At 41.5% G+C, this 11,982-nt stretch carries 14 protein-coding genes; 3 read left to right on the top strand and 11 right to left on the bottom strand.

Annotated elements, in window-relative coordinates:
- Positions 1 to 31: 31 nt before the first annotated feature.
- The gene (locus BIZ38_RS02680; RefSeq protein ID WP_054552449.1) at positions 32 to 799 is read left to right on the top strand and encodes a class II aldolase/adducin family protein; all 768 of its coding nucleotides are present in this window, start codon (positions 32 to 34) and stop codon (positions 797 to 799) included.
- Positions 800 to 808: 9 nt separating this feature from the next.
- On the top strand, positions 809 to 1,984 hold the full coding sequence (locus BIZ38_RS02675; protein ID WP_054552450.1) for a mandelate racemase/muconate lactonizing enzyme family protein: 1,176 nt from the start codon (positions 809 to 811) through the stop codon (positions 1,982 to 1,984).
- A gap of 65 nt (positions 1,985 to 2,049) precedes the next feature.
- Here the strand turns inward: BIZ38_RS02675 and BIZ38_RS02670 are convergent, their stop codons facing one another.
- From BIZ38_RS02670 to BIZ38_RS02630, 9 genes are all read right to left on the bottom strand, one after another.
- Positions 2,050 to 2,424 (bottom strand): hypothetical protein, encoded by a 375-nt coding sequence (locus tag BIZ38_RS02670; protein ID WP_187489502.1) that lies wholly within the window; start codon positions 2,422 to 2,424, stop codon positions 2,050 to 2,052.
- 9 nt (positions 2,425 to 2,433) lie between these two features.
- Entirely contained in the window at positions 2,434 to 3,981 is a 1,548-nt protein-coding gene (locus tag BIZ38_RS02665) for a S41 family peptidase (RefSeq protein WP_187489501.1), read from the bottom strand.
- 46 nt (positions 3,982 to 4,027) lie between these two features.
- Positions 4,028 to 4,870 carry an amidohydrolase family protein gene (locus tag BIZ38_RS02660; protein ID WP_187489500.1) on the bottom strand — a complete coding sequence of 281 codons (843 nt, stop codon included), beginning with the start codon at positions 4,868 to 4,870 and terminating at the stop codon, positions 4,028 to 4,030.
- Positions 4,867 to 5,592: an SDR family NAD(P)-dependent oxidoreductase gene (locus BIZ38_RS02655; protein ID WP_187489499.1), complete on the bottom strand. Its 726-nt coding sequence runs from the start codon at positions 5,590 to 5,592 to the stop codon at positions 4,867 to 4,869. The genes BIZ38_RS02660 and BIZ38_RS02655 overlap by 4 nt, the downstream gene beginning before the upstream one ends.
- 9 nt (positions 5,593 to 5,601) lie before the next feature.
- Positions 5,602 to 6,090 (bottom strand): peptidylprolyl isomerase, encoded by a 489-nt coding sequence (locus BIZ38_RS02650; RefSeq protein WP_054552455.1) that lies wholly within the window; start codon positions 6,088 to 6,090, stop codon positions 5,602 to 5,604.
- A 63-nt stretch (positions 6,091 to 6,153) separates the two neighbouring features.
- Positions 6,154 to 7,650 carry a LysM peptidoglycan-binding domain-containing protein gene (locus tag BIZ38_RS02645; protein WP_187489498.1) on the bottom strand — a complete coding sequence of 499 codons (1,497 nt, stop codon included), beginning with the start codon at positions 7,648 to 7,650 and terminating at the stop codon, positions 6,154 to 6,156.
- Between the two features lie 28 nt (positions 7,651 to 7,678).
- Positions 7,679 to 8,665, bottom strand: coding sequence for an MBL fold metallo-hydrolase (locus BIZ38_RS02640; RefSeq protein WP_166339864.1), 987 nt, complete (start codon positions 8,663 to 8,665; stop codon positions 7,679 to 7,681).
- A gap of 68 nt (positions 8,666 to 8,733) precedes the next feature.
- Positions 8,734 to 9,021: a cell division protein ZapA gene (locus tag BIZ38_RS02635; protein ID WP_054552457.1), complete on the bottom strand. Its 288-nt coding sequence runs from the start codon at positions 9,019 to 9,021 to the stop codon at positions 8,734 to 8,736.
- Positions 9,021 to 9,251: a hypothetical protein gene (locus tag BIZ38_RS02630; protein ID WP_054552458.1), complete on the bottom strand. Its 231-nt coding sequence runs from the start codon at positions 9,249 to 9,251 to the stop codon at positions 9,021 to 9,023. The genes BIZ38_RS02635 and BIZ38_RS02630 overlap by 1 nt, the downstream gene beginning before the upstream one ends.
- A gap of 240 nt (positions 9,252 to 9,491) precedes the next feature.
- Between BIZ38_RS02630 and BIZ38_RS02625 the strand changes: the two genes are divergently transcribed.
- Complete coding sequence (locus BIZ38_RS02625) at positions 9,492 to 10,331, top strand: 23S rRNA (adenine(2030)-N(6))-methyltransferase RlmJ (protein WP_187489552.1); 840 nt, start codon at positions 9,492 to 9,494, stop codon at positions 10,329 to 10,331.
- 55 nt (positions 10,332 to 10,386) lie between these two features.
- Here the strand turns inward: BIZ38_RS02625 and BIZ38_RS02620 are convergent, their stop codons facing one another.
- Both BIZ38_RS02620 and BIZ38_RS02615 read right to left on the bottom strand, forming a co-directional pair.
- Entirely contained in the window at positions 10,387 to 11,196 is an 810-nt protein-coding gene (locus BIZ38_RS02620; RefSeq protein WP_138600177.1) for an META domain-containing protein, read from the bottom strand.
- Positions 11,197 to 11,352: 156 nt separating this feature from the next.
- A complete protein-coding gene (locus tag BIZ38_RS02615) occupies positions 11,353 to 11,919 on the bottom strand; it encodes a PhnA domain-containing protein (RefSeq protein WP_054552461.1) in 567 nt (188 codons plus the stop codon).
- Positions 11,920 to 11,982 lie beyond the last annotated feature (63 nt).

The following is an 11,982-nucleotide window of genomic DNA, read 5'->3' as shown; positions in this document are numbered from 1 at the left end:
TTTGTGCAGTGTCACATATACAAGGTTTTCCATGTTTGACTTACCAAAACTCGATTTAAAAAATAAAGTATCTGAACAAGAATGGCAGCTTCGTGTTGATTTAGCAGCATGTTACCGTTTAGTTGAGCACTTTAGATGGGGGGATTTAATTTATACCCACCTATCGGCACGTTTACCGGGTACAGATCACTATTTAGTTAATGCATTTGGTCTTAGTTTTGATGAAGTGACGGCATCAAACCTTGTGAAGGTGGATTTAGCTGGCAATATTCTTGATGACACGCCATTTAAAATTAATCCGGCTGGTTTCACTATTCACAGCGCTATTCATGAAGTTCGTGATGACGCTCACTGTGTTATTCATTTACACACAAAAGAAACCATTGCCGTTGCAACGCAAGAAAAAGGCCTATTGCCACTTAGCCAATACTCAATGTTTTCATTGCCATCATTGTCTTATCATGGCTACGAAGGGTTAGCGGTAAACAGTGATGAGAAAAAGCGTTTGCAAGATGATTTAGGCACCACTAATCACATGTTATTGGTTAATCACGGTGGCTTAACTGTTGGCCCAACGGTGGGGGATGCCTTTATGCGCTTTTATGATTTGCAGCGCGCCTGTGAAATTCAATTGGCTATTCAAGCCAGTGGTCAAACGGCAATCCCGGTACCACAACCTATTATCGATAATATTTATAATCAAGCGAATGTCGTGCATAGCGGCAGCACCGGTGGTCAGTTAGCTTGGCCAGCCATGTTGCGTAAAGCTTATCGTCTTGATCCTAGTTTTGCTCAGTAAGGAGTAACCATGAAAGTTAATCGCGTCGAAGTGTTCGATATTCATTGTCCAGACAGACCTGCTTGGACACCTGTTTTTGTGCGTATTCACACCGATGAAGGTATTAGCGGTGTGGGTGAAGCGGGTCTGGCTTATGATTTAGGTCATAGTGCAGCTGCGGCAATGATCAAAGAAATGGCTGATGCCTTTTTAATTGGTCATGACCCATTTCAAACAGAAAAACTGTGGTCACGAATGCTGCGCGAAAGCTTTTGGGGTTTAGGTGGCGGTCCTGTTGTGTATGCAGCAATGAGCGCCATTGATACTGCACTTTGGGATATTAAAGGTAAAGCATTAGGCTTGCCTGTTTACCAACTATTAGGTGGTAAAGTTAACGATAAGCTACGTACTTATGCATCACAATTACAGTTTGACTGGGACAGCGAATTTAAAGCGCTTGTTCACCCAGAAGAATACGCAGAAGCAGCGCTTAAGGCGATGGCTGAAGGGTATGATGCGGTAAAAGTTGACCCAATCCAGTACGATAAAAACGGCAATACTTATTACGATCGCACTAACATTATTTCTCGTGCAGAAATGAAATTATATCGTGCGCGTATGCAGGCTATTCGTGAAGCAGTCGGTGACGAAGTTGACATTATTTTTGAGTGTCACAGTTTACCAGGCGCAACATCAGCAATTCAAATTGGTGAAATTGCTGAAGAGTTCGATTGTATGTATTACGAAGAGCCTGTGAATTACTTAAATCATTCATTACACGCAAAAGTTGCTGACAAAGTAGCGGTGCCAATTGCAGGTGGTGAACGTTTGTATAACCGCTGGGGGGTGCGTCCATACTTAGAAGATCAAAGTATTGATGTGCTACAGCCAGACTTAGGCTTGTGTGGTGGTTTCACTGAAACTAAGAAAGTGTGTGATTATGCTGATATCTTTGATGTGCGTATTCAAGCTCACGTGTGTGGCGGCCCAGTAGCAACTGCAGCTTCGTTACACTTAGAAACTGCGATTCCTAACTTCTTAATTCACGAACATCACACCTACGCGATTAAGAAATGGAACCGTGAATTGTGTATTCAAGATCCACAACCTAAAAATGGTTTCTTCCAAGTATCAGAAGAGCCAGGTATCGGTATTGAATTAAATGATGAAGTCGTTATGCGATCTCAACGTGTTGAGATTAAGTAATATTCACCAACATATTATAAAAAAGCCCGCAAGGGCTTTTTTTATATCTACTTTTTAGCTTTGAATTAATCAACTGGTTTGCATTTCACCAAAGGAAGAGGTTCGGTCGCTTTACTATCTAAATGGCGCACAAAGCATATTTGGTTTTTAATAAGTAGCTCAAAGCGTTCTGGCATTGACAGTTGCTTGCCCATTATAAGGTTACCTTGCCCATCCATTACATTCATACTGTCAGTGACAAGCACACTGGTATTCATAAAAGCATCATCAGCAACAGCAATTGGCTTGCTGTGCATCAACCTTGCGATGCCTTGCGCTATTAGTTCACTTTGCGGCTCAGTAAGCCGTGCATGTTGCAATTTAGGTGTAGGCTCTTGGCTTTGAGCACTACAGCCTAGTAAGGTAAAAAGCATTAATAAGCTAGCTAATTGAACTCTCATGATTCGCTCCTATTGCTTCAATATTTTACTTTGTTGAAGCAAGGTTGAAGTTCGTATATCACGTACTTGCGGCGTATCGTTATAAGTAGCAGGTGCAAAGCCTTGCTCACTGACTGTTGAAGTAGCTACTGGACAGCGTCCATTATCTCGATAGCTAAGTGCTGCACTGAGCATTGCTTCATTTTCATCGCCTAGTTGGTGAGTGAAATCATCAGCAATTGCACAGCCTGGGATTTTTACAGGTTGAAATTCACTATCGTTGCTGTTTTGTGGTGAAAAACCATCAGCATACTCACCAAACCCTTTATTATTGACGCCAGTAAATTGAATACTGAAGTATGTGGTATCGCAATTATCAGTTGGATAAAAACCATAGGGTTTACCGCAAGTTGTTTCGCCTATTTGAATTACTTCTATATTAGCGCCCCTAAGGCCATTGATCACAGCTTCACTTGCTGAGCAGGTGCTGTCTGTTGTAAGCACGAAGACTCGCTCTAAATTTAGAGAAGGTAACGAAGTACCAGGCGAAATCGCAGGATTGTCTGCAAAACCTAAAAACTCATTAGTAAACTGAACAGGCTCTAAGCGCTCCCCAGTAATAGGGTTAAAAGTTGGGTGTTGATCATTAAAAATAGTCTGTTCAAATATTTTGCCACTGGTATTACTCTCGCCTGCCACCATATAAGCAACCTGACTTGCCATTTGAAGGAATCCGCCTGGGTTGTAACGCATATCAATAATTAAATCTTTAATATTACTTGCTGCTAAGCTGTTAAATGCGTCGTACAGAGGTTTTTCTGCAACTGCATTATGGCGATTAAACTGGAAATAACCCACTTCACCATCCGCAAATGTTTTAACGTTACTAACTGCTTGGCCAGTAATAGTTTGTGCAGTCATGCTCACTTCACGAATTTCACTGGTATTTATATCTCGAAATGCAAATGAAGTAACTTTGCCGGACTCAGATGGAAATAGGCCTGCATTCAATATATCAACCTCTGCTTGGGTCGTTGCATTTACAAAGTCGACACCATCCACTTCGATTACTTCTAATCCTCGGCCAAGATTCAAGTTTGATGCAGGAGAGTTTGGCTCAGTATAGGAAATAATGCCTTGGCGGGGGGCGCCCGCACTTATCAATCTAAGTTTGAAACCATAACCAAAAGATTGCCCTGATTGGCTTTGAGCTTGCCATTCAGCTGTGGGTAAACTACTGTGGAAATTATCTTTTTTAGCACCTGAATCTGTAGTGTTTTCAGTTTTTAATAAAGCGAAATAATTTAATACTCCTTCAGTTAGTGCGGGGTCTCGATCAACTATTTCGTCATACCACAGATAAGTTTCATGACTCCAAGCTCGTAACCAATGCTTCTCATTGAGTGCTTGGCATTGTTGATCAAATTTGCTTGATGGCTCAAATACACCTTGAGTCCAAGTGATGTCTTCACTAGCAATTACGTCTGAATCTGAACTGCCGGAACCACCGCAACCAACTAAAATCAGTGAGCAAATAAAGGCACTACTTGCCATAGGTTTTTTTAAAGCATTAAACATAAAACAGAGTTCCAGATAAATTAACTTATTTGAATATAGCTAGTTTTTAAGCAATTAGATAGATTTCGTAGGCGTTTTTATAGCTAAGTTGATGCCATAAACTCGGCAGCGAGCACAGTGAGTGATAGTGTTGCCAGCAGTTTTCGTAACTGGTATTTATTTGGCATACAGGAAAGTTACTGGCAAACATAACGCGATGCTCACCAAAGTACTTAACTAAATTATCAACCAGCCATAGGTGTTTGTTTGTGGCAATTTGTGTGAACTCCAACCCTGAGAACTTTATCGCGATATTATCGCAGCGGCTGAGTTTAATGATTGCTTCAAGCCATCTTTGCTCATCACTAATAAAGCCTAAATGATTAATCACCACACGTAGTGATGGTAGTGCTGTGCAATACTTAATAAGCTGCTCAGTTACCTGTATGTTTTCAATTTCAAACTGTGCTTCAAAGTGTAAGTTTTCGGCTGCGATAAAAGCTAGATTATCTAGGCAGTGGGGAGTTAATAAGCGCCTAGCTTCATCACCTTCTGTTATATCGCGAATACCAACTAAAGATGGATGTTCTAACTTATTGAGTGACGCTTCAAATTGCTTGGGAGATGCGTCAATCGGGCTGTAGCTGATTGCGCGATACGGAATGTCGTCTAAATGCGTTGCAAGCCAATTGAGCTCATTAATTGGTGCTTGATTATCAAAGCCAGCTTCAATATGCACCAAGGCTTCTAGTTGAAATGGACAAGCAGCTTTAAGTTCAGAAGCGACAATTTGCTTTTTAATTTTATCTAGATTTGGCCAAGCGGGGGGATTACTACCTTGTAGCCAAGTGTATTGACCCTCAGTGAGGTTAAAAAAGTGCACATGAGGGTCAATAATTTTGTCGCTCATTGCGTGGTGTATCCACCATCAATACTTTGTAAGCTGCCAGTAATAAAGCTCGCTTCTGGGCTTATTAAAAAATTAACCAAAGCAGCAATTTCTTCGGGTTGCCCTAAACGGCCTAACGGCTGCAGCGCGGCTTCTTCAGCAACAATCTCTGCTTTATCTGCACCACTGCGCTGACAGTAGGCATTAATCGCATTATGAAACAGTGGTGTTTCTATTGTACCTGGGCACACAGCGTTAGCACGAATGTTAAACGCGGCATAATCCAGCGCTGTCGTTTTTGCCATTGAAGCCAGTGCATGCTTGGTCAGGTTATAAGCAAACGAGTTTGGTTTGCCGATAATTGCCTGATCAGAGGCAACCAATACGATACAGCCGCCTTGCTGACTTTTCATGCTAGGTAATACAGCTTGAATTGCGGCATAGGCACCTTTCACATTGAGCGCAAATAGGGCATCAAACGTTGCTTCGTCGGTATTTTCAATGTTGGCACTTAAATGACGACCCGCATTAGAAATTAAAGCATCGACACGACCCTCTTCTGCAACAATATCGGCGATAGCCGACTTCACTTGCTGAGTATCACTGACATCACAGTGGCGATAATTGCCCTCTGATGGGGTAATATCTAAGTTATAAACTGTGTAGGCTTCACGCTCTAAACGCTCGACTATCGCTTTGCCAATACCTTTACTGCCACCGGTGACAATTGCAACGTTTGTCATTATTTACCCTTAGTGGCTGTGGCCACAACCGCCTTCACCGTGCACGTGGCCGTGAGATAATTCTTCAGCTGTCGCTTGGCGAACATTAATTACTTCAACGTCAAATGTCAGCGTTTTACCTGCAAATGGATGGTTTAAGTCACAATCTGCATTGAAACGACCTACTTTAACAATAGTCACTTGGTGACGACCTTGATTTGAATGAACGATAGCAGTCATACCTGGCTTCCACACTTTTGTGTTGCCTTGTAAGTGCTTAAGTGGAATACGTTGAATTAGGTTATCAACGCGTTCGCCGTAAGATTCGCTAGGCTCAAGTGTTACGCTAAAATTATCGCCAGCCGCTTTACCTTCAAGGGCTTTCTCAAGACCAGGAAGCATGCCTTCAGTACCATGGATATATGAAAGTGGCTCGCCATCTTTACTTGATTCGATTTGCTCGCCTGCTTCACTAAGTGTGTAGTGAAACTCAACCGCTGCGTCTTTACTGATCTGCATGTTATTTCTCTTTAGAATTTAAATATAGGCACTGATTTTACGCTAACCACAAGTGCTGAGCAATCAAGGCTTTTTCAATGAGCTTTCAATCCCTGACAGCATGGTTTCAGTTGCTGGCACTTGTGGCTCAGTTGGCTTAGCTTGTGGTAAGTGTAATGTTAAAATAGTACCGGGTTTTAAAATGCTGGTAGCGCTGAGCTTATTCCACGTTGCAATATCTTTATGCGGTACATCATAAAGTTGGCTAATACTCCAAATTGAGTCTCCAGGTTTAACCTTATAGTCGATAGCGATTGTAGAAATGACTTCTTCATGTTGCTCAAGGTAGGGACTGATATTGTAATCAACCAATAATGATTCCGGCATGGTTTGTGGTTGTGATAAGCGCAATTGTTCACCTACCTTAATCAAGTTTGTTGTTTTATCGTTGAGAGTTTTTAGATCTTTTACAGACATTTTAAAACGCCTTGAAATACTGTAAAGGGTATCGTCTTTTTGTACTGTGTATTCCCCAGCAAAATTGTTGCGAAACAGTTTGCTTTGTAACAGCGTACGGCGCTCTATTGGCAGAAGTAAAGTATGTGGGCCATTCGGGGAACTTTGGTTTTTTAAATACCCTGGATTTAATTTATGGAGCTGATTATGGCCGATGCCAGATAAATTAGCGATCACCGAAAAATCAAATTGTTGGCCTACATCAAACTCTGTGGTGAGTGCTTTATTCGCTAATTTCGGGCGTTTTAAACCTTTTTCTGGGTGCTTTAGTAAATAGCTAAGCGCCAAAAGTTTAGGAATATATTCAGCGGTTTCTTTTGGTAACGATAACGACCAATAATCAGTTTTCTTGCCAAGCTTTTTATTTTTTTCGATCGCTTTTTTAACGCGTCCTTCACCACTGTTATAGGCGGCAAGGGCATGCAGCCAATCACCATCAAAGCGTTTATGTAAGTAACTTAAATAAGCTAATGCGGCATCGGTTGAAGCAAGTATGTCTTGGCGGCCGTCATACCATTGGTCGCTTTGCACACCAAAATGATAAGCTGTCGCGCCGACTAGCTGCCAAACACCTACCGCTTGCTCTGATGATCGTATTGTTGGTCTAAAATCACTTTCAACAAAGGGTAATAAGGCCAATTCCATCGGTAGCTTTTGTTGTTCGATACGTGTGACGATATGATACAAATAAGGTGCCGCACGTTTATTTACTTTAATTAGGTAATTGGGTTGTTTTAAATACCATTTTACTCGTGCAGATGTATGTTTATTGGTTTGAAATACCAGCGTTAAATTGTTGGCGATATGCTGCCACAGATCTTTCGCGCGAGGCTTTGCTAGTGGAATATTATTGACTGCTATGGGCGCAGCAATAGGGCTAGGTTCGACAGCCGTTGAATCGACAAACTCACTAGGTGCTTGTTGGGTTGTTAAATCGGGCTCGTAATGGCTAAAAATCTCCGGCCTTGCCCGTTGCTGTTCTGTTTCTTGCTGAGTTAGTTGGCATCCTTGTAAGCCAATAAACAAGCTCAGCAAAAGTAAATATTTCAAACTTACTTGAGCCATATAATAAAATCCTTTTACTATTTTAGCCCTATTTTGACAACTTGCCCTGTTTAAGTCCAGCTTCTAAAAACATAGAAAACGCTCTTTCACCCACTTCATCTAGCTGGTATTGCTGTTTTATCTCAGTAGGAAAAAGCGGAATTAATTCACTAACGGGCTTATCTGGTGAGGAGTTTGTCATCTCTTGAATGGTTTTTAAAAACCTTAAAGGGAGTGCAAGTTCAGCAGGTGTCAGTGGCTTACCGTGACCCGGTAAAATAGTTGTCAGTGTGGTATTTTTTTGAATATCTTGCAGCGCACTTATCCAGCTAGAAAACGAGCCATGTCCTGGGTAGGGTAAGCTGTCGACTATATCGCCACCCAATAGCACGCGACCTTGATCGGCACTAAGGGTCAGATCACCCTTAGTATGCGCTTGGTAGGGTGTAATAACGATGGGGTAGTTACCAAGGTCTAGCTGTGTTGATTCAGTAATGTTAATAGCTGGTGGGTTCAGGGTGAGCTCTCGCCAGCGAAATAAGCGTTTTTTAGCAAGTTCTAGTTTGTCGCGCCAAACTGCTTGCTGATCTTTAGGTTGATTGGCAAGGCGTTGATAGCTCAGTTCTATGCTTTTTTCATAACCATCTAATTTATCAGTCAATGCTTGCTGCATTGCAACAAACTCAGTCGCTACTTGCTGATGTACGATGAGCTTAGCTTCAGGGAACTCAGCCTGTAAAACGGCCAAGCCTAGTAGATGATCATCATGATAATGACTCGCCACCAAATAACATAATGGTGTTTTTAAGCGTTTTTTTAGCTGCTCTGCGAGCTTTTCTACTTCGGCAAAGTTACCACTGGCATCAAACATTAAGGCACATTCTTTACCCTCTATCAGCACTTGATTCGAATCGTAAAAACGCAGCTTATTTTGTTGTTGTAGAAATTGGATTTCGGGAGTGATGCTATGCCAGCTAACGCTTGCTTTGGCGCTATAGCTTACGAAAAGACAGATTAAAAAAGCACAAAATCGCATGGTGTTTCGCTCGAATAGGTGTCAGTGCTGTTGATTGTAAACAAAAAAAGCGCCAGATGCGCTTTTTTCTAAATACTAAGGTGTTGGCTGAGCTTATCTATTAAGCTGTCATGTTGTTGCTCTTGTTCAGCTTGTTGCGATTTTACTTCAAGCAATTCATGACTTAGATGCAATGCTGCCATCAGCAACGCTTTTTGGTCATTGCGAACCGATGAGCGTTGTTTCATTTGCTCCACTAAGTCATTCAAATTTTGTGCAGCAGCAACTAGGGCATGCTCTTGCCCAGGAGGGCAAGAAAACTCATGTTCTTTACCTAGTAGCTCTACGGTGACCCGCTGACTTTGTGGGCTGCTCATTAGCTAGCCTGTTGAACGCTTTGTAATTTCTCAAGCAGTCCAGTCAATGTGCTGCTTGTATCTTTTTGTTTCTCTTCGTTTTCGAGTACTTCTAGTTGCAGAGTTTCGTTCTCATCTAAAAGCTTAGCGGTTTGTTCTTGTAAGCTTTTAACTTCACTTTCAAGTTCGCTGTTGCGAAGGATTAATTTGTCGATCAGTTGTTCGAGTTGGGAAAGAGTTTCGTTATTCATAAATGCGCTCATAAAACTGTGATTATTGTCATGCAAATGTAAAGGAAAGTGTCTAGATATGCCAGCATTTACGGCCGTTTTAGGGGATTTTTATTTATTATTAAGGTGTAATTCAGCGTAGCGGCTTTTTTATTCATTTATGATTCACCAAAGCGCCAGATGCTAGGATCATTTTCTGTTTATCATGTACAATATGGCTATTCATTTTTAATGCAGTTTTGCATTTGGCGATTTATAAATATGCTTAGTTATCGACACTCCTTTCATGCAGGTAACCCTGCTGATGTGCTAAAACATCTTGTTCTAGCTGAAGTTCTTAAGTACCAAACAATTAAAGACAAACCACTTGATTATGTGGACACCCACTCAGGTGCTGGCTTTTTTGAACTTGCAGGCAGTGATGCACAAAAAACACAAGAGTATTTAGATGGGATTGCTAAGCTTTGGCAGCACAACAGTGAGCATGATGCACTTAATGAGTATATTGAGCTGATTAAATCATTTAATTCAAATGGTAATTTAGATTTTTACCCAGGTTCGCCAAAAATTGCAGAGCACTTTTTACGTCGCCAAGATAACGGTTGGTTCTTTGAGTTGCATCCACGTGACTTACAGTTACTGCAAGACAACATGAAAGGTAAGCGTTCTATTCGCGTACGTGGTGAAAACGGCTTTCAAGGCTTAATTGGTTTATTACCACCAGCATCACGTCGAGCTTGCGTGCTTATTGACCCTCCTTACGAAATAAAAAGCGATTACGATACGGTTGTTAATACTCTTGTTAAGGCGCATAAACGCTTTGCTACGGGGACGTATATGATTTGGTATCCGGTTGTAGACCGTGAACGAATTGACAGAATGGAGGCGGGTTTAATCGCATCGGGTATGCGTAACATTCAGCTTTTCGAGCTTGCAACAGAGGCCGATACCGACGTTCATGGTATGACTGCATCGGGTATGATAGTGATCAACCCGCCATGGAAATTAAAGCAAACGATGGATGCTGTATTACCAGAACTTGTTTCCATACTAAGCGATAGCAGTGGTTTTTATCGCAGTGAACAATTAGTTGAAGAGTAATTTCTTCAATACAAAAACGCCCAGCAATTGCTGGGCGTTGTTAATTTAACTGTTGTTAATTCATATAAGTCGCTGCGAAGGTCGCAAGTGGCTCATCACTATCATCTAACAAGGTTAACTGCTCACCATTGATTGAGTACTTAGCCGTGGCTGCAAGTGCTGCCGACATGGCCGCTTCAATATCCATTTGTGATACACACATTTTTTTGGTGCTTGCTAATGGCTTGAATGTGAGCGCCTGCTCATTAACCTCGTAACTACCTGAGAAGTTATTACAACCTAAGTGACCATTGGTTGAACCATCGTCTTTAAATTGTACGAAAGGTTCTTTATTTTCAACGGTGATAGCCTCACCGCTGATGGTAACTGCTTTCCAATAGGTATTGGTCAAAGTCACGTCTGGCTTTTTCGCTGATACTTTAGTCACCGTTACCTTGTACAGATCGCCAGCGGCATCTTCGGCAAATGGATTATTGTGAGTGGTGCTGATGTAAAGTAATTTACCTTGATTCTCAATGCGTGCACTTACACTGTAGCGGTGACGGTCAGCAATTTTGCTTTCGTCATATTCAAGTGCTACATCATATGGTGGTGCACCATCTAATTGAATTTCTTGTTCGCTAATTACTTCAGCCTTGACATCCATTTTAGAAACATCAGCGAGCTGTACTTTTAATACTGAACCCGGAGGTAGCATACTACGATCTAAATAGGTGATTTGAGTATTCAGGGTTTTCATTGATGATTGCTCAGCTTGTGGTGCACTAGAGTCTTCACCACAGCCTGTTAAAACCAAGCTGCTCCCTAAGATCATTAAACTGCATAGAGAAGCGCGTTTGAAAGATGAAAAGGTATCCGAAGCCATGATTATTTTCCTTGCGTTTAGGGTTATGCATCATATTTAATTGCCTAGCATAAAGTTCGCTGTCTTAATCATAGCTTAATTAACAAAAAATGGGCACTAAGCCCATTTTCGTAATAACGAATCGCTTTAAGAACATAAAGCGCATAAGAATAAACGTTATTTTTTCACGTATTTGGTAAGAATAACAATACGTTGACCATCAACACGGCCTTCAATGTGTTCTGGGTTGCTCGTTAAGCCAATGTTTCTTACTGCTGTGCCACGCTTAGCAACAAGGCTGCTGCCTTTCACATCAAGATCTTTAATAAGTGTCACTGTATCACCCGCCTGCAGCACAACACCATTACTGTCGATGTGTTTAATGTCGTCATCTTCAGCTAGCGCTGTTTGCGCCCATTTTAATGTGTCTTCTTCAAGATAAATCATATCGAGTGCATCTTGTGCCCAGCCGTTATCAGTAGCTAAGCGTTTCAGCATGCGGTAAGCGACAACTTGTACCGCTGGAGTTTGACTCCACATACTGTCATTCAAACAGTGCCAATGGTTTGCAGTTAAATCAGCATTGTTTTCGATTTGATCTTTACAAGTTTGGCAGACATAAATGCATTTATCAGAATGAGCCTCTGTAACAGGCGGCACTTCGTATACAGATAGGTTATCTGTAGCGGCACAAAGTTCACATTGGTTATTACTGCGTTCGATTAGGGCTTGTTCAATGCTCATAGGAGGCTCTTTTAAGTTTGCAAGGTAAGAAAAACAGCGCGCATTATAGCAAAAGAGGGACTG

The organism is Pseudoalteromonas sp. BZK2, from assembly GCF_014349195.1.
Classification (GTDB): Bacteria; Pseudomonadota; Gammaproteobacteria; order Enterobacterales; family Alteromonadaceae; genus Pseudoalteromonas; species Pseudoalteromonas simplex.
Note: the sequence above shows the minus strand (reverse complement) of the source record. Positions and strands in the feature narration are given on the sequence as shown.

Coding starts and splice junctions, on each gene's coding strand:
- BIZ38_RS02630 (WP_054552458.1), bottom strand. CDS start 9,251: ATGAATAACGAAACTCTTTCCCAACTCGAACAACTGATCGACAAATTA.
- BIZ38_RS02655 (WP_187489499.1), bottom strand. CDS start 5,592: ATGACAAACGTTGCAATTGTCACCGGTGGCAGTAAAGGTATTGGCAAA.
- BIZ38_RS02620 (WP_138600177.1), bottom strand. CDS start 11,196: ATGGCTTCGGATACCTTTTCATCTTTCAAACGCGCTTCTCTATGCAGT.
- BIZ38_RS02650 (WP_054552455.1), bottom strand. CDS start 6,090: ATGCAGATCAGTAAAGACGCAGCGGTTGAGTTTCACTACACACTTAGT.
- BIZ38_RS02660 (WP_187489500.1), bottom strand. CDS start 4,870: ATGAGCGACAAAATTATTGACCCTCATGTGCACTTTTTTAACCTCACT.
- BIZ38_RS02665 (WP_187489501.1), bottom strand. CDS start 3,981: ATGTTTAATGCTTTAAAAAAACCTATGGCAAGTAGTGCCTTTATTTGC.
- BIZ38_RS02680 (WP_054552449.1), top strand. CDS start 32: ATGTTTGACTTACCAAAACTCGATTTAAAAAATAAAGTATCTGAACAA.
- BIZ38_RS02645 (WP_187489498.1), bottom strand. CDS start 7,650: ATGGCTCAAGTAAGTTTGAAATATTTACTTTTGCTGAGCTTGTTTATT.
- BIZ38_RS02670 (WP_187489502.1), bottom strand. CDS start 2,424: ATGAGAGTTCAATTAGCTAGCTTATTAATGCTTTTTACCTTACTAGGC.
- BIZ38_RS02640 (WP_166339864.1), bottom strand. CDS start 8,665: ATGCGATTTTGTGCTTTTTTAATCTGTCTTTTCGTAAGCTATAGCGCC.
- BIZ38_RS02625 (WP_187489552.1), top strand. CDS start 9,492: ATGCTTAGTTATCGACACTCCTTTCATGCAGGTAACCCTGCTGATGTG.
- BIZ38_RS02635 (WP_054552457.1), bottom strand. CDS start 9,021: ATGAGCAGCCCACAAAGTCAGCGGGTCACCGTAGAGCTACTAGGTAAA.
- BIZ38_RS02615 (WP_054552461.1), bottom strand. CDS start 11,919: ATGAGCATTGAACAAGCCCTAATCGAACGCAGTAATAACCAATGTGAA.
- BIZ38_RS02675 (WP_054552450.1), top strand. CDS start 809: ATGAAAGTTAATCGCGTCGAAGTGTTCGATATTCATTGTCCAGACAGA.